15 protein-coding genes and 2 pseudogenes are annotated in these 14,784 nt (G+C 71.7%); 8 read left to right on the plus strand and 9 right to left on the minus strand.

Translation table 11 applies throughout. From position 1 onward, the window contains the following. Positions 1-72 precede the first annotated feature (72 nt). On the minus strand, positions 73-705 hold the full coding sequence (locus BFN33_RS35910; RefSeq protein WP_069764383.1) for a TetR/AcrR family transcriptional regulator: 633 nt from the start codon (positions 703-705) through the stop codon (positions 73-75). Between the two features lie 106 nt (positions 706-811). Here BFN33_RS35910 and BFN33_RS52760 point away from each other — a divergent pair, with 106 nt between their 5' ends. Then, positions 812-1,006: a DUF6243 family protein gene (locus BFN33_RS52760; protein ID WP_141758019.1), complete on the plus strand. Its 195-nt coding sequence runs from the start codon at positions 812-814 to the stop codon at positions 1,004-1,006. Between the two features lie 21 nt (positions 1,007-1,027). Here BFN33_RS52760 and BFN33_RS35915 read toward each other — a convergent pair whose 3' ends face one another. The 3 genes from BFN33_RS35915 to BFN33_RS35925 form a co-directional block, all read right to left on the minus strand. Further along, a complete protein-coding gene (locus BFN33_RS35915; RefSeq protein ID WP_069764384.1) occupies positions 1,028-2,020 on the minus strand; it encodes a small ribosomal subunit Rsm22 family protein in 993 nt (330 codons plus the stop codon). Positions 2,021-2,226: 206 nt separating this feature from the next. Then, positions 2,227-3,402: a serine hydrolase gene (locus BFN33_RS35920; protein ID WP_069764385.1), complete on the minus strand. Its 1,176-nt coding sequence runs from the start codon at positions 3,400-3,402 to the stop codon at positions 2,227-2,229. After that, on the minus strand, positions 3,354-4,655 hold the full coding sequence (locus BFN33_RS35925; protein ID WP_069764386.1) for a multidrug effflux MFS transporter: 1,302 nt from the start codon (positions 4,653-4,655) through the stop codon (positions 3,354-3,356). Before BFN33_RS35925 ends, BFN33_RS35920 begins: the two co-directional genes overlap by 49 nt. Positions 4,656-4,771: 116 nt before the next feature. Between BFN33_RS35925 and BFN33_RS35930 the strand changes: the two genes are divergently transcribed. The 4 genes from BFN33_RS35930 (at position 4,772) to BFN33_RS35945 (ending at position 9,106) form a co-directional block, all read left to right on the plus strand. Next, complete coding sequence (locus tag BFN33_RS35930; protein ID WP_069764387.1) at positions 4,772-5,782, plus strand: Gfo/Idh/MocA family protein; 1,011 nt, start codon at positions 4,772-4,774, stop codon at positions 5,780-5,782. 28 nt (positions 5,783-5,810) lie between these two features. Next, on the plus strand, positions 5,811-6,569 hold the full coding sequence (locus BFN33_RS35935) for an SDR family oxidoreductase (RefSeq protein WP_069764388.1): 759 nt from the start codon (positions 5,811-5,813) through the stop codon (positions 6,567-6,569). Positions 6,570-6,911: 342 nt separating this feature from the next. Further along, positions 6,912-8,375, plus strand: coding sequence for an ABC transporter permease (locus BFN33_RS35940; RefSeq protein ID WP_069764389.1), 1,464 nt, complete (start codon positions 6,912-6,914; stop codon positions 8,373-8,375). A gap of 41 nt (positions 8,376-8,416) precedes the next feature. Then, complete coding sequence (locus tag BFN33_RS35945) at positions 8,417-9,106, plus strand: ABC transporter ATP-binding protein (RefSeq protein WP_069764390.1); 690 nt, start codon at positions 8,417-8,419, stop codon at positions 9,104-9,106. A 22-nt stretch (positions 9,107-9,128) separates the two neighbouring features. Here BFN33_RS35945 and BFN33_RS35950 read toward each other — a convergent pair whose 3' ends face one another. Next, on the minus strand, positions 9,129-10,109 hold the full coding sequence (locus BFN33_RS35950) for an aldo/keto reductase (protein ID WP_069764391.1): 981 nt from the start codon (positions 10,107-10,109) through the stop codon (positions 9,129-9,131). 56 nt (positions 10,110-10,165) lie between these two features. Beyond that, positions 10,166-10,492, minus strand: a complete 327-nt coding sequence (locus BFN33_RS35955; RefSeq protein ID WP_069764392.1) for a hypothetical protein — start codon at positions 10,490-10,492, stop codon at positions 10,166-10,168. 129 nt (positions 10,493-10,621) lie between these two features. On the opposite strand from BFN33_RS35955, the gene BFN33_RS35960 reads away from it, so the two are divergent. The 3 genes and pseudogenes from BFN33_RS35960 to BFN33_RS50455 all read left to right on the plus strand — a co-directional run. Next, on the plus strand, positions 10,622-11,197 hold the full coding sequence (locus BFN33_RS35960; protein WP_069764694.1) for a DoxX family protein: 576 nt from the start codon (positions 10,622-10,624) through the stop codon (positions 11,195-11,197). Positions 11,198-11,233: 36 nt separating this feature from the next. Next, positions 11,234-11,563, plus strand: a pseudogene (locus BFN33_RS35965) (MazG-like family protein); the annotation flags it as partial. Between the two features lie 55 nt (positions 11,564-11,618). Then, positions 11,619-11,929, plus strand: a pseudogene (locus BFN33_RS50455) (M24 family metallopeptidase); the annotation flags it as partial. A 22-nt stretch (positions 11,930-11,951) separates the two neighbouring features. Here the strand turns inward: BFN33_RS50455 and BFN33_RS35970 are convergent. From BFN33_RS35970 to BFN33_RS35980, 3 genes are read right to left on the minus strand one after another with little or no spacing between them, the layout of a single operon-like run. Further along, on the minus strand, positions 11,952-13,241 hold the full coding sequence (locus tag BFN33_RS35970; protein WP_256122945.1) for an FAD-binding oxidoreductase: 1,290 nt from the start codon (positions 13,239-13,241) through the stop codon (positions 11,952-11,954). Next, on the minus strand, positions 13,238-14,032 hold the full coding sequence (locus BFN33_RS35975; protein ID WP_069764393.1) for an amino acid ABC transporter ATP-binding protein: 795 nt from the start codon (positions 14,030-14,032) through the stop codon (positions 13,238-13,240). The genes BFN33_RS35970 and BFN33_RS35975 overlap by 4 nt, the downstream gene beginning before the upstream one ends. Beyond that, a complete protein-coding gene (locus tag BFN33_RS35980) occupies positions 14,029-14,778 on the minus strand; it encodes an amino acid ABC transporter permease (protein WP_069764394.1) in 750 nt (249 codons plus the stop codon). Before BFN33_RS35980 ends, BFN33_RS35975 begins: the two co-directional genes overlap by 4 nt. Positions 14,779-14,784: the final 6 nt, after the last annotated feature.

Consider the following 14,784-nt stretch of genomic DNA (forward strand, 5'->3'; position numbering starts at 1 on the left):
TGTCGTGCGGAACAGCATGCCTTATGGTCCCACTTTCCTCGGCTTCGGGGGGCCGGAAGCGAGGTGAGCCACTCAGCGGGGTGCGATGCCGTGGAGGGCGTAGTCGACGAGGGTGTCGGTGTAGTCGTAGGTGATCGGGCCGGTGTGCTGGAGCCAGCGCTGGGCGAGGGGGGAGACCCAGAGTTCGAGGGCGATGCGCGGGTCGATCTCGGGGCGCACCTGGCCGGCCTCCTGGGCGGCGCGCACCCGGTCGACGTAGAGCTGGAGCGACGGTTCGAGGAGCTTTGTCATGAAGGCCCGGCCGACCTCTTCGTTGACGACGCCCTCGGCGGCCAGGGCGCGGGAGGGGGCCTCGAAGCGGGGGTCCTTGAGCTGGTCGACGGTGAGTCGCAGTACGGCCTTGAGGTCGGCGGCGAGGTCCCCGGTGTCCGGAATGGTGTACGTCTCCTCGGGACCGGCCTCCCGTGCCGCCTGCTCGCTCAGGTCGAGGAAGGCCTCCATCAGCACCTCCGCCTTCGACGACCACCAGCGGTAGATCGTCTGCTTGCCGACTCCGGCACGGGCGGCGATGCCCTCGATCGTGGTCTTGGGATAGCCGACCTCGGCGACGAGATCGAGGGCGGCGTCGTAGATGGCGCGGCGGGACTTCTCGCTGCGACGGGTGGTGTCGGGGGCGGCGGGCTGCTTGGAGTTGCGGGTGGCCATGGGGCGAACCTACCAGGTTGACAAGACGGTCCGTCTCGCCGGAGAGTGAAGGCATCGAGCGAGACGAGACGTCTCGTTATGAGTCGGATGAGTGAAGGAGCAGGTCATGGCACGAGGTGGATCGGGCGGCATGCTCGGAGTCGGCGGCACACGCAACAACATCGGCCGCAAGGCCCTGCGCGGCGGCGACCGCGACGGCCGGATCGGCGGCGCACGGGACCCGCGGGCGGACAAGCGTGAGCTGCTGCGGAAACTCCAGGAGAAGCGGGAGGGGGAAGCGGCGGGGGAAGCTTCGTCGTGACCGGGCCACCCCTGACCGGGGCTACGGCCTGTCCGACGGGGGCCAGGGGTCGCCCCACGCCGCGTCCCGCGCCGCCTTGTACAGGTCGCCGTGCCGCTTCGTGACCGTGCGGCGGGTCAGCTGCTCGTCGGGCTCGCACAGGTCGAGGAGGACCTGGCCCTTGCGGATCTGGGGGCGGCGGATCACGCGGGCCGGGGCCGGGGTGGCCGGGAGCCGGGTCGCCGCCACGTAGCTGAACTTCTCGTCCTCGTACGGCAGTGAGCCGCCCTTGACCTGGCGGTGGAGGGACGACCGGCTGACCCTCGCCGAGAAGTGGCACCAGTCCTCGCCGGCGACGATCGGGCACGCCGCGCTGTGCGGGCAGGGCGCGGCGACCCGGAAACCGGCGGCGATCAGCCGGTCGCGGGCCTCGATGACGCGGGCGTACCCGGCGGGGGTGCCGGCCTCGACGATCACGACGGTCTGTGCCGACGCCGCCGCGGTGTCCACGAGGGCGGTGCGGTCGGCGGGGGTGAGCTCGTTGAGGACGTACGAGACGGTGACCAGATCCGTGGCGGGCAGGGTGAGGTCCGTGCCGATCCTGGTGCGCTGCCAGTGGGCGTCGCGCAGGGCCGGGTTCGCGGTGGCGATCTCGCGGCCGAGGGCGAGCGCGGGCTCTGACCAGTCGAGGACGGTGACCGCGCGGTCGCCCGGCCAGGTGGCGTTGACGGCCCAGGTGGCGGCGCCGGTCCCGCCGCCGACGTCGGTGTGACTCGTGGGGGTCCAGTCGGGGGTCGCCTCGGCGAATGCCTCCAGGGCCGCGTGGACCGCCTCGAAGGTGGCCGGCATGCGGTACGCGGCGTAGGCGGCCACGTCCGCCCGGTCGCGGAGGATCGGGGTGTCGGTGGGGGTGGTTCCGCGGTAGTTGGCGATCAGGCGGTCCACCGCCTGGGCCGCCTGCTTCGGGGGGAGGCCGTGGAGGAGGCCGGCGAGGGCGGCGCGGAGGGTTTCGGACGGGGGTGCGGGGGCGGTCACCCGAGGATTCTATGGGCGGCGGGTGTGGGTGGGGCTCGCCGGTTTTCTCGCCCCCGCCGCCCCTACCCGTCCCGTCCCCAGGGGCGCTGCCCCTTCGACCCCGCTGGGGGCTGCGCCCCCAGACCCCCGTCGGCCCTGAAGGGGCCTCGTCCTCAAACGCCGGACAGGCTGAAAAACCTCTCGAACGCCGGACGGCTGCACAGAGCTCACGCCCCTCTCACCGCCCGTGCCACCCTCGTCGCCGCCTGCGCCCTCGGTCTGTTGTCCGGGGGGCGTCTTCGGGGGTGGACCGTGTTGGCCAGGAGGACCACGAAGGTGTCCGTCGCCGGGTCCAGGACCAGGGACGTGCCCGTGAAGCCCGTGTGGCCCGCCGCGCCCCGTCCCGCGAGCTCGCCCATGAACCACTTCTGGTCGATGGCGAAGCCCAGCCCCGGTGGGGTCAGCAGCAGCTCCACGAAGTCCGGGCCGAGGATGCGGGCCGGGCCGTACGCGCCGCCCGCCAGCAGCGTCCGGCAGAAGACCGCGAGGTCGCGGGCGGTCGAGAAGAGGCCCGCGTGGCCCGCCACTCCGCCCAGCGACCACGCGTTCTCGTCGTGGACCAGGCCCCGCAGCATCCCCCGGTCCGCCTTGGCCCACGGCCGGCGCTGGTCCTCCGTGGCCGCCGCCCCCGGGCATGGGCCGAAGCGCGTGGACGTCATGCCGAGGGGGCGGGTGATGCCCTCGTGGACGAGGACGTCGAGGGGGCGGCCGGTGATGCGTTCGAGGACGTGCTGGAGGAGGAGCGGGTTGAGGTCGGAGTAGGTGTAGGTGCCGGGGACTCCGACGGGCGGCTCGGCACGCAGCAGGTTCAGGCGCTCCTCGTCGCTGTCGCAGTCGTGAAGAGGGAGTTCGGGGCGCAGTCCGGAGGTGTGGGTGAGCAGCTCCCGGACGGTGACGGAGTGCGTCGCGGCCGCCGTGAAGTCGGGCAGGTAGGCCCCCACGCGCGCGTCGATGCCCAGCGTGCCGCGCTCGATCTGCTGGACCGCGGCCACGGCCGTGAACAGCTTGGTGAGCGACGCCAGGTCGAAGGGGGTGTCGATACGGACGGGGACGCGCTCGTCCCGGGGCAGTTCCACGCCCGCGTCGGCTTCGGGGTCGTAGGACGCGTAGCGGACGGCCCAGCCCGACGCCTCCTCCACGGCGATCACCGGGCCGCGCCCCGCGACCAGGACGGCGCCGGGGGCCCAGGGGTGTGCGCCGGTGGTCAGGGCGTGGAACTCCCGGACGAGATGCCTGAGTTCCCCGGGATCGAGCCCGGCCCGTTCCGGTGTGTCGGTGCGCAGTCTCGGTGCGCTCAGCTCCCCGCTCCCTCCGTAGTCGCACGCCTGTTCCAAGGACGGCACATTGCCATGAAACAGGTGAGCGCTACCAGTGCAGCCGCCAGTTGGACGACCGCCATTGGGACGGCGGTGTCCTCTCCGGCCATCCCGACCAGCGGGGAGGCGATCGCACCGATGAGGAAGGAGGACGTGCCGAGCAGGGCGGAGGCGGAGCCGGCGGAGTGCTTGGTGCGCAGGAGGGCGAGGGACTGGGCGTTGGGCAGGGTGACGCCCATCGCCGACATCAGCACGAAGAGCGCGGCGGCGACGGGCGCCAGGCCCACCTCACCGAAGGTCCCCGTCGCCATCAGCAGCAACGCCGCGGCCGCCGCCGTCACGACCAGCAGACCCACGCCCAGGACCCGGTCCAGGCTCACCCTGCCGACCAGCAGCTTGCCGTTGATCTGGCCGACGATGACCAGCCCGACGGAGTTCACGCCGAACAGCAGGCTGAAGGTCTGCGGGGAGGCGCCGTAGATCTCCTGGATCACGAACGGGGACGCCGAGATGTAGGCGAACAGCGCGGCGAACGCGAAGCCGCCGGTGAGCAGGTAGCCGGTGAAGGGCAGGTCGGCGAGGAGACGGCGCATCGAGTGCAGGGCCTCGCCGACGCCGCCGGTGTGGCGCTCGGCCGTCGGCAGGGTCTCGGGCAGCCGCGCCCAGACCAGGGCGGCGAGCAGCGCGCCGATGACGGTGAGGACCACGAACACGCCCCGCCAGTCCGTCACCCGCAGGATCTGCCCGCCGATCAGCGGCGCGACGATCGGCGCGACCCCGCCGATCAGCATGAGGGTGGAGAAGAAGCGGGCCATCGCCACGCCGTCGTACAGGTCCCGGACCACGGCCCGGGCGATCACTATGCCCGCCGCGCCCGCGAGCCCCTGCGCCAGCCGGAAGCCGACCAGGAACTCCACCGTCGGCGCGAGAGCACACAGCGCGGTGGCGACGACGTAGACGACGAGACCGGCGAGCAGGGGGCGTCTGCGGCCCCAGCGGTCGCTCATCGGGCCGACCACCAGCTGCCCGAGGGCCATGCCGAGCAGACAGGCGGTGAGGGTGAGCTGGACGGTGGCGGCGGGCGCGTGCAGGGCGTCGGTGACCTCCGGCAGCGAGGGGAGGTACATGTCCATCGCCAGCGGTGGGGTGGCGGTGAGGCCGCCGAGGAGCAGGGTGACGAGCAGGCCGGTGCGGCGGACGGCGGCCGCCGGGGGTTCCGCCTCCGGTACGTCCGCCCGCTCGACGCCCGTCCGCTGCCCAAGGTGCCCGTGCTCGGGCATGCGCCCCTCCCTCTCCCGGTACCGCACTGTCCCGGGGGCAACCCCCGGCCCCCGGCCACCTATGCTCTCAGCTCGTACAGAGTGGCGAGGGTCACGTGAGCGAGGGTGGAGCCGGGATGACGGAGCAGAGCGTGCGCTGGGGGATTCTGGCGACGGGCGGGATCGCGGCGGCGTTCACCGCGGACCTGGTCGATCTGCCGGACGCGGAGGTGGTCGCGGTGGCCTCGCGGTCCGAGGCCTCGGCGAAGGCGTTCGCGGAGCGGTTCGGGATCGAGCGGGCGTACGGCGAGTGGGGCGCCCTGGCCGAGGACGCGGACATCGATGTCGTGTACGTCGCCACCCCGCACTCGGCGCATCGCGCGGCCGCCGGGCTGTGCCTGTCGGCCGGCCGCCATGTGCTGTGCGAGAAGGCGTTCACGCTGAACGCGCGGGAGGCCGAGGAGCTCGTCGCGCTCGCGAAGGAGCACGACCGCTTCCTCATGGAGGCCATGTGGATGTACTGCAACCCGCTGATCCGGCGGCTCAAGGCCCTCGTCGACGCCGGCGCGATCGGCGAGATCCGCACGGTGCAGGCCGACTTCGGGCTCGCCGGGCCCTTCCCGCCCGCGCACCGGCTGCGGGACCCGGCACAGGGCGGGGGCGCACTCCTCGACCTCGGGGTGTACCCGGTGTCGTTCGCGCATCTGCTGCTCGGAGAGCCCTCGGACGTCACGGCGAAGGCGGTGCTCTCCGAGGAGGGCGTGGACCTGCAGACGGGCGCACTGCTGTCCTGGGACAGCGGGGCGCTCGCCTCCCTGCACTGCTCCCTGACCGGCGGCACCGCCACGATCGCGTCGGTCACCGGCTCGCTGGGCCGGATCGACATCCCGAACGGCTTCTTCCACCCCGACCGCTTCGTCCTGCACCGTGACGGACGCGACCCCGAGGAGTTCGTCGCCGACCCGGCCGACGGGCCCCGCAACAGCCTCAAGCACGAGGCCCGCGAGGTCATGCGGGCGCTGCGGGCCGGTGAGAGCCAGTCGCCGCTGGTGCCGCTGGAGGGCACCCTCACGGTGATGCGGACGCTCGACGCGGTACGGGACCGGATCGGTGTCCGCTACCCGGGAGAGCTCCTCACGCCGGCGTGATCCCCCGCCTCACCTACGCTGCGGGTTCATGGACACCAAGAACGTGAAGACCGCCGTGGTGACCGGAGCGGGCTCCGGGATCGGCCGTGCGGTCGCCGTGGAACTGCTGCGTACGGGCTGGTCGGTGGCGCTGGCGGGGCGGCGGACCGAGACCCTGGAGGAGACGGCGGCGCTGGTGCCCGAGGGCGCCGGTCTCGCCGTACGGACGGACGTCTCGCGGCCCGATGACGTGGCCGCGCTGTTCGCCGCCGCCGTGGAGCGGTTCGGGCGGGTGGATCTGCTGTTCAACAACGCGGGGACGTTCGGTCCCGGCGGGGTGCCGGTGGAGGAGCTGCCGTACGACGCCTGGCGGCATGTGGTGGACACCAACCTCAACGGGGCGTTCCTGTGCGCGCAGGCGGCGTACCGGCAGATGAAGGAGCAGGACCCGCAGGGCGGGCGGATCATCAACAACGGTTCGATCTCCGCGCACACACCGCGGCCGCACTCCGTCGCCTACACCGCGACCAAGCACGCGCTCACCGGCCTCACCAAGTCGCTGTCGCTGGACGGGCGGCCGTACGGCATCGCGGTGGGGCAGATCGACATCGGGAACGCGGCGACGGACATGACCGCGCGGATGGGGACCGGGGCGTTGCAGGCCAACGGGGAGGTCGCGCCGGAACCTGTGATGGACGTGGCCGATGTGGCGCGCACGGTGCGGCACATGGCGGAGCTTCCGCTGGGGGCGAACGTGCAGTTCGCGACCGTACTGGCGACGGCGATGCCGTATGTGGGGCGTGGCTGAGCAGCCGATCTCCCCAAGCGGAATATGTTCTTCCACCCCCACCGTGGCCGGTTGGCGGCTTATGCTCATCACGCGTCCTCCACAAGAGCTTCACACTTGGGGGGTGGCGTTCCGTCGACCGCATCCGAGGGGGAGCGCGGCGGCCATCCATGGACCGGGTGGGGGTGGATCTCGCGTGGGACCGCGAGGTACGCACCGGTCCATGGACGGCCGCCGCGCACATTCTCAGCTCGCGCACATCCCTTCTCAGCCCGCGCATATCCCTTCCTCACGGCGCCGCAATGCTGCGTCCCTACCTTGAGGGCGCGCCCACAGCGGGCGCCAAGAACCTCGAGGAACGGGATGTTTGGCATCTATCTCAAGCGCGAGCTGGGCCGGCGCAAGAAGGCGGCCCTGGTCATCGCTCTGGGTCTGGCGCTCGGTATCGCGCTGGTCATCACCGTCAACTCGGTGTCGGCCGGCATGACTCAGGCTCAGGACAAGGTCCTGAAGTCGCTCTACGGGCTCGGCACCGACATGACCGTCACCAAGACCAGGTCGGCCCCGACGTCGGGAAGTTCGGGCAGACCGAACTTCCAGTTCGACGCCAACTCCAACGACAGCGACGACACGCAGAGCTCCGACCGCGTGACGACCCAGGGCGGTCAGGCCCTGGCGGCCGGCGTGGTCACCAAGGTCTCGAAGCAGACCGGCGTGGCGAGCGCGGTGGGCGCGCTGACCCTGAACGTCACCAAGGTCGACGGCTCCTTCACCCAGGGCAAGGCACAGAGTTCGGGTGGAAACACCGGGAACGGCGGCCAGGGCGGTCCGGGCGGCGGCAGCAGTGGCAGCACCGCCGCGCCCCAGGTCCAGGGCGGCGGCGCCAACTTCGACGTGAACTCCTACTCGGTCGCCGGGGTGGACGTCACCGACCAGACGCTCGGCCCGCTGGCCGGCTCCAAGGTCACCACCGGCAAGACCTTCACCGCAGCGCAGACCGACGCGAAGGTCGCCGTCGTCAGCAAGGCGTACGCCAAGGAGAACTCCCTCAAGGTCGGCGGGACCCTGAAGATCTCCGGCACCAAGTACACGATCATCGGCATCGCGACGCCCGACAGCAGTGAGTCCACCACCGACGTCTACCTGCCCCTGAAGCAGGCCCAGACGCTGGCCGACGCCAAGAACCAGGTCACCACGATCTACGTCAAGGCGAGCGACTCGAAGCAGATCGACTCCGTCAAGTCGGCGATCCAGAAGAACATCTCCGGTACGACCGTCACCACCTCCGCCGATCTCGCGGAGACCGTCTCCGGGTCCCTGTCCACCGCCTCCGACCTCGCGACCAGCGTGGGCAAGTGGCTGTCGATCGCCGTGCTCGTCGCCGCCTTCCTGGTCGCCGCGCTGCTGACCTCCTCGGCGGTCTCCCGCCGGGTGCGCGAGTTCGGCACCCTGAAGGCGCTCGGCTGGCCGAGTCGCCGGGTCACCCGGCAGGTCGTCGGCGAGTCGATGGTGAACGGCCTGCTCGGCGGCGCCCTCGGGATCGGCCTCGGCCTCGCGGCCGCGTACGCCGTGACCATGATCAGCCCCAAGCTGACCGCCCAGCTCGGCAACACCGGCGGCGGTGCGGGCGGCCCCGGCGGTGGCGGTGGCCCCGGCCGGCAGGCCACCCAGAACACCATGGAGATCGCGCTGTCCGCGCCCGTCTCGATGACCACCATCGCGCTCGCGGTGGGCCTGGCGGTGACCGGCGGGCTGATCGCCGGGGCGATGGGCGGGTGGCGGGCCTCGCGGATGCGGCCCGCGGACGCGCTGCGCAGCGTGTCGTAACCGCTGTCGCCTTCCCACTTCTTCTTCTCTACGGAGTTCCCATGTACAGACTCACCGGCGTCACCAAGCGCTACTCGCGCGGCAAGGAATCGGTGGAGGCGCTGCGGGGCGTCGACCTCACCATCGAGGACGGCGACCAGTTGGTCATCCAGGGCCCCACCGGTGGCGGCAAGTCCACGCTGCTGCAGATGATCGGCGGCCTGGACCGCCCGACCGAGGGCAGCGTCGAACTGGACGGCGTCGACCTGGCGAAGATCAGCGAGGCCAGGCTGACCCGGCTGCGGGCCGAGAAGATCGGCATCATCTTCCAGTCGTTCAACCTCATCCCGACCCTGACCGCGCAGGAGAACGTCGAGACGGCGCTGGTCCCGCTGGGAGTGAAGCCGGCGGAACGGCGTGAGCGGGCGGCGGAGGCGCTCCGCTCGGTGGGGCTGGGCGAGCGGCTCACCCACGCGCCCTCCGAGCTGTCCGGCGGCCAGCAGCAGCGCGTGGCCATCGCGCGTGCGCTGGTCAAGAAGCCGAAGGTGCTGCTCGCCGACGAGCCCACCGGCAACCTCGACGAGTCGATGCGCGACGAGATCATGGCGTTGCTGGAGGGGCTGTGGCACGAGTACGGGCTGACGTTCATCCTGGTCACCCATGACTCGTCGATCGCTCGTCGGGCACCCCGCCTCGCGACCATCAAGGCGGGACAGCTCACGTTGACCGAACAGTCGTTGGCTCAGGGGTAGGAGCCGTTCGAGGCGGGGCCGCTCACCGTTGCAGAAGGCTGTCGATCTCGGTCAGCTGCTCGGCGGTGAGCGGCCCCTTCTCCATCGCCCCCGCGTTCTGTTCCGCCTGGGCCACCGACCGGAAGCCGGGGATCGGGATCGTCTTCGGGCTGCGGGCCCAGATCCAGGCCAGGGCGCCCTGGGCGAGCGTACGGCCGTTGCTCGTCAGGATCTCCTTGAGCGCGTCGATCCTCGCCAGCCACTCCGGGTCGGCCGCCGCGCCGTCGCCGAAGCCCTGGAGCCAGGCCGGGGGCCTGCTGCGGATGTCGCCGGCGTCCTTGGGCCCTTGGCGCTTACCGGCCAGCAACCCCATCGCGAGAGGGCTGCGGTTGATGCCGGCCAGGTCCAACTCCTCGCACAGGGAAAGCATTTCGGGCGCGTCCTGCAGCACGTTGAGGGCGTGCTGTACGGCCGTGCAGTGCTCCCCCTGCGCGAACACCGCGGCGCGGGCGGGGTCGTCGGTGCTCCAGGCGTAGGCGCGGATCAGCCCTTCGCCCACGAACTCCTCGCACAGGTCCCGGAGTTCGGCCGCGCGCTCGGGGTCCAGGTCGTTCAGGTGCAGCTGGTACAGGTCGACATGGTCGGTGCCGAGCCGGCCGAGGGACGCCGTGAGGGCGCGGCGGGCGTGGGCCGGGGTGTCGTCGACGCCGGTGCGGGTGCGGGTCTCCTCGTCGAAGACGTTGCCCCACTTGGTGGCGAGAACCACGTCGTCCCGCCGCTTGCCGAGAGCGCGGCCGAGGACGCGTTCGCTGTGCCCGGCGCCATAGGTGTCCGCCGTGTCGAAGAAGGTGACGCCGAGGTCGAGGGCGCGGTGCACCGCCCGTACGGACTCCTCGTCGTCGACCTTGCCCCAGCCGAGGGGCTGTCCGTCCGCGTCCTGCCATTCGCCGCCGATCGCCCAGCAGCCGAAGCCGACTGCGCTGACCTCGATGCCGGAGCGGCCGAGAGTGCGTGTGATCTCCATGGGTGAGAACGCTAGGAGTTGGAGCGCACACGAGCGCAAGGGGCCGTACGGGAAACTTAGGCCTGGCCGGTCTCGAAGCGGGAGATCCTGCCGTCCTCCTCGACCGTGAAGTCCCAGCGGGTGCGCATCTCGCCCCAGGTGTCGTTGCTGTAGTGGGCGAGGAGGGAACGGCCGCCGTTGGACTCGTTGTCGACGTCGATGTGGCCGTGGGAGGAGAAGATCTCCCGGTCGATCCACTCGTCGAGGTCACGGTCGCTGCCGTCGTCCGCCATGGTCGCGCCGGGCGCGAGCAGGGACAGAAACGCCTCGCGGTCATGGGCGTTGACGGCGGAGACGAAGGCGCGGACGGCCGGGTCGCTGAGTCTGGCGGTCTGAATCGTCATGCCAGCCAGACTCACACCGCGCCCCCGGGGCCGCCACCCGAACGGCCGCGCGAGTATTCCGGACAGGTGTGAGCGATGCGACGGTGGAAACGCGAGGGGGGTCTCGTTCCACTTCTGCTGGGAGTCATCGTGACCGCTTACGACCGACGTGATCTGGGCCTGCTGCTCCTCCGGCTGGGAGCCGGAGGTGTGCTGGCCGCCCACGGCGCACAGAAACTGCTCGGCTGGTTCGGCGGGGGCGGCATCGAGGGAACCGGCCAGTTCATGGAGTCCGTCGGCTACGCGCCGGGCCGGGCGAGCGCCACGGCGGCGGGGCTGGCCGAGGCGGGCGGCGGCACCCTGCTGGCCCTGGGCCTGGCAACCCCGGCGGCGGGCGCGGCGGCGGCCGGCGCGATGGCAGGCGCGGCCGCGGTACACGCCCCCAACGGCTTCTTCAACGCGGGCGGCGGCTACGAGTACGCGGCCACGCTGGGGCTCACGGCGGCGGGCCTGGCGGTGACGGGGCCGGGCCGGATCTCCCTGGACCACGCCCTCGGCCACACGGTCAACCGCGGATGGATGGTGCCGGTGGCCCTCGCGGCGACGGGGCTGGCGACCGCGGCGGTGGTGGGGACGCGGGCGCGTCGGCTGCGGGGCAAGGACGACGGGGGCGACGACGCGCAGACGGCGCTGTTCAACGAGGAGGAGGCGTTGTTCGAGGAGTAGCCGACCCGAATCCGACGCCGTGGCAAGCTGCTCCGCATGAGTGATCACGGCATGCCCTCTCCGGACCTCTGGAAGTCCGTCGACGCCCTGTGGACCTGGCTGGAGACGGACCAGCCCGTGAGCGGCCGCGAAGGCCTCCTCCTGCGGATACTGAAGCTGTCCGAAGAGGTCGGCGAGGTCTCCGAGGCCGTCATCGGGGCGATCGGCCAGAACCCCCGCAAGGGCGTCAGCCACACCTGGGAGGACGTGCAGGGTGAGCTGTGCGACGTGGTGATCACCGCGTTGGTGGCGCTGCGCACGCTGACCCCGGACACTCGCGAGGTCTTCCACCGGCATCTGAGCCGGGTGACGGAGCGTTCACTCGGCCCGAGAGTGTCTGACCCCTCACCCGGTCGGGCTACGCCCCCGGGGCACCGCGGCCTACGAGGCAGTCGCCCCCAGAGCGACCTGCCAAGAGATCGACGGCATGGCACGCCGACCGACCGAGGACTCGGGTAGGGCGAATACGCCGCCGAACGCACCGGCCACGGCATCGGAGTCACCGCACACGAGCCGCCGTACCTCACCGAGGGCGAGGAGCCCTTCCCCGTCCCCGGCATGTGCTTCTCGATCGGGTCGGGTGTGTATCTGCCGGGCCGCTTCGGCGTACAGGTCGAGGACGTCGTGACATGTACGGCGGACGGGGAAAGGCGGCTCAACGCCACGGATCGGGGGATGGCGATCGTGGCGTGAGAGCGCCGGCCGCCGTGCCTCCTCAGCCGCGCAGCCGGTCGAAGCCGAACGGGGCGAGGACCTCGGGGCGGCGGCCGGTGCGGATGTACTCGGCGAGCCGGTGGCCGGTGGCGGGACCCAGGGTGACGCCGAGCATGCCGTGGCCGGTGGCCGCGAAGACGTTCTCCCGGCCTGGCAGACGGTCGATCACCGGGAGGCCGTCCGGCAGGAAGGGCCGGCCGCCGACCCAGGGGTCGCGGATCAGGCTCACCAGGTCGTCGGGGTCGTCGAACCACCGGCCCAGGTAGTGTCGGCTGGCGAGCGCCACCGCGACGATCCGGCGCCAGTCGAGGCGGTTGTTGTTGCCGCTCAGCTCCATCGTGCCGCCGATCCGGGTGGTGGTGCCGATCGGTGAGGCGACGGCCCTGCGCTCGCCGAAGTACAGGGTGTGCCGGGGCGCCGGGTCCAGGTCGACCGCGAAGCTGTAGCCCTTCCCGGCCTGGAGCGGCAGCCGGTGTCCGAGCTCGCGCAGCAGCGCGGGGGACCGCATTCCGGCGGCGACGACGACGGCGGAACAGGGGATCTCGCCCCGGTCGGTCCGGAGTGCGGTCACCCGCCCTGCCCCGGACCGGAATCCGGTGACCTCCGCGTTCTCGTGGACCTTCACACCCGCGGCGGCGAGCGCCTCGCCGAGCCCGCGGGCGAACCCCTCCGGATCGACCACGCCCTCGCCCTCGACGAGGTAGGCCGCGCGCACCTTGGACGAGAGCGCGCCGTCCAGCAGACGGGCCTCGTCGCCCGTGGTGATGTCGTCGGGCATCGGGTAGTGGCCCTCCGCCATCTCCCGCTGGATCGCGAGGTGATGACGGGCCTCGGCCGCCGACAGGAACGCGTGCACCATGCCGGGCCGGGTCAGGGTGGTGGCCACCCCGGCCTCGCGCAGCCCGTCGAAGAGGTCGAAGGTGTCGTGGTTCAGGTCGGCGATCGCCGCGTAGCCCCGCCGGAAGGCGGCCGGTGCACTGCTGCGCCAGAACCGCCACAGCCAGCGCAGGAACGCCGGGTCGGGAAGGGGCCGCAGATAGAGCGGCGAGTCCGGACGGCCCACCGAGCGCAGGGCGTAGCGCAGCACTCCGGGGGACGGAACGGGCGTCGAGTGGCTGAGGCAGACCCAGCCCGCGTTGCCCCGGGACACCCCCGAGCCCAGCCCGCGCCGCTCGACGACCTCCACCGGAAGTCCGGCCGCCGCCAGGTAGTACGCGGTGCACAGTCCTACGACACCGCCCCCGACGACCACCACGGGTCCGTCGCCGGTGAGCGCCGGTGTACCGGTCACGACGCGCTTCCGTACGAGGCGAGGAACTCCCGGGTGCGGGCCTGGGAGGGGTTGTCGAGCACGTCCTCGGGCCTGCCCTCCTCCACGATCCGGCCGCCGTCGACGAAGACGACGTGGTCGGACACCTCGCGGGCGAAGGGCAGTTCGTGGGTGACCAGCAGCATCGTCATCCCGTCCGCGGCGAGTTCGCGCATCACGCTCAGTACCTCCCGGGTCGCCTCGGGGTCCAGGGAGGATGTGGGCTCGTCGAAGAGCAGCAGTTCGGGCTTGAGGGCGAGGGCCCGCGCGATGGCGACGCGTTGCTGTTCGCCGCCGGACAGCTGCTCGGGCCGGCCGAGGGCACGGTGCGCGACGCCGACCCGGCGCAGCAGCGTGACGGCACGTTCCAGCGCCTCCTGCTCCGGGATGCCCGCCTTGCGCTGGGCCAGGACGACGTTCTCCACGGCGGTCAGGTGCGGGAAGAGGTTGAACCGCTGGAAGACCATGCCGACGGTACGGCGCAGCCGGGGCAGGTCGCGGCAGACCGTGCGGCCGTCGCTGTGCACCACCTCTCCGGCGACCTCGATCGTGCCGCGGTCGGGCCGTTCCAGCAGGTTGACGCAGCGCATCAGGGTCGTCTTGCCGCCGCCGCTCTGTCCGATGACGCTGACGATCCGGCCGCGGTCGACCTCCAGGTCCACCTGGTCGAGGACGAGACGGCCGTCGAAGGACTTGCTCAGGCCGTTGATCCGTACGACGGCCTCCGTCGGTGTCCCAGGCGTGGTCTGCGGGGTGGTGACGGACTCGGTCATACGGCACCTGCCTTCATGTCGGCCTCCACGGCCGGGGCGAGCAGGGCGCGTGCCGCCTTCAGGCGCCGTCGTCGCCACGGGGAGAGGGGGATGCCCGCCCGTACCTTGCGTTCGAGGAGCAGGAGCAGTTGGGAGAGCGGGTAGCACAGGGCGAAGTAGATGGCCGAGATGACCAGGTACACCTCCAGGGCCCGGAAGGTGGCCGAGGTGATGAGCCGCCCCTCGGACATCAACTCGGCGGCGGAGACGGTGACCAGCAGCGAGGTGGACTTCAGCAGGTCGACGAGCATGGTGTTGGTGCCGGGAAGCGCCTGCCGTACGGCCTGCGGCAGGACGATGTGCCCGAAGATTCCCGCCCGGCCCAGGCCCAGCGCCTCCCCGGCCTCCGTCTGTCCGGCGTGCACCCCGCTGATCGCGGAGCGGAAGATCTCGGACAGGTAGGCGGCGTAGAAGACGACGAGGCTGAGGCAGCCGGCGGTGAAGACGTCCAGCCGGATGTCCGCCGAGGCCAGGCCGAAGTAGGTGAGGAAGATGATGGCGAGGAGGGGGACGTTCTTGAACACCTCGGTGTAGACGGCGGCGACGGCACGCGCGGGCCACGCCTTGCTGAGCCGGAGCAGCGCCACCGCGAGACCGAGCAGGACCGCGCCGACGAAGCTCACGGCCGTGTAGGAGACGGTGCGCCACAGGGCGTCGACGAGGTCGGGCCGGTAGTCGGACCAGGGCACTTGGAAAAGGCCGGACATGTCGTC

It is taken from the genome of Streptomyces sp. LUP47B, from assembly GCF_001746295.1.
In the GTDB taxonomy this organism is placed as follows: domain Bacteria; phylum Actinomycetota; class Actinomycetes; order Streptomycetales; family Streptomycetaceae; genus Streptomyces.

Excerpts from the sequence above, each read along its gene's own strand:
- BFN33_RS35980 (WP_069764394.1), bottom strand. The coding sequence starts at position 14,778 with ATGTCCGGCCTTTTCCAAGTGCCCTGGTCCGACTACCGGCCCGACCTC.
- BFN33_RS35910 (WP_069764383.1), bottom strand. The coding sequence starts at position 705 with ATGGCCACCCGCAACTCCAAGCAGCCCGCCGCCCCCGACACCACCCGT.
- BFN33_RS35975 (WP_069764393.1), bottom strand. The coding sequence starts at position 14,032 with ATGACCGAGTCCGTCACCACCCCGCAGACCACGCCTGGGACACCGACG.
- BFN33_RS52760 (WP_141758019.1), top strand. The coding sequence starts at position 812 with ATGGCACGAGGTGGATCGGGCGGCATGCTCGGAGTCGGCGGCACACGC.
- BFN33_RS35935 (WP_069764388.1), top strand. The coding sequence starts at position 5,811 with ATGGACACCAAGAACGTGAAGACCGCCGTGGTGACCGGAGCGGGCTCC.
- BFN33_RS35955 (WP_069764392.1), bottom strand. The coding sequence starts at position 10,492 with ATGACGATTCAGACCGCCAGACTCAGCGACCCGGCCGTCCGCGCCTTC.
- BFN33_RS35945 (WP_069764390.1), top strand. The coding sequence starts at position 8,417 with ATGTACAGACTCACCGGCGTCACCAAGCGCTACTCGCGCGGCAAGGAA.
- BFN33_RS35940 (WP_069764389.1), top strand. The coding sequence starts at position 6,912 with ATGTTTGGCATCTATCTCAAGCGCGAGCTGGGCCGGCGCAAGAAGGCG.
- BFN33_RS35930 (WP_069764387.1), top strand. The coding sequence starts at position 4,772 with ATGACGGAGCAGAGCGTGCGCTGGGGGATTCTGGCGACGGGCGGGATC.
- BFN33_RS35950 (WP_069764391.1), bottom strand. The coding sequence starts at position 10,109 with ATGGAGATCACACGCACTCTCGGCCGCTCCGGCATCGAGGTCAGCGCA.
- BFN33_RS35925 (WP_069764386.1), bottom strand. The coding sequence starts at position 4,655 with ATGCCCGAGCACGGGCACCTTGGGCAGCGGACGGGCGTCGAGCGGGCG.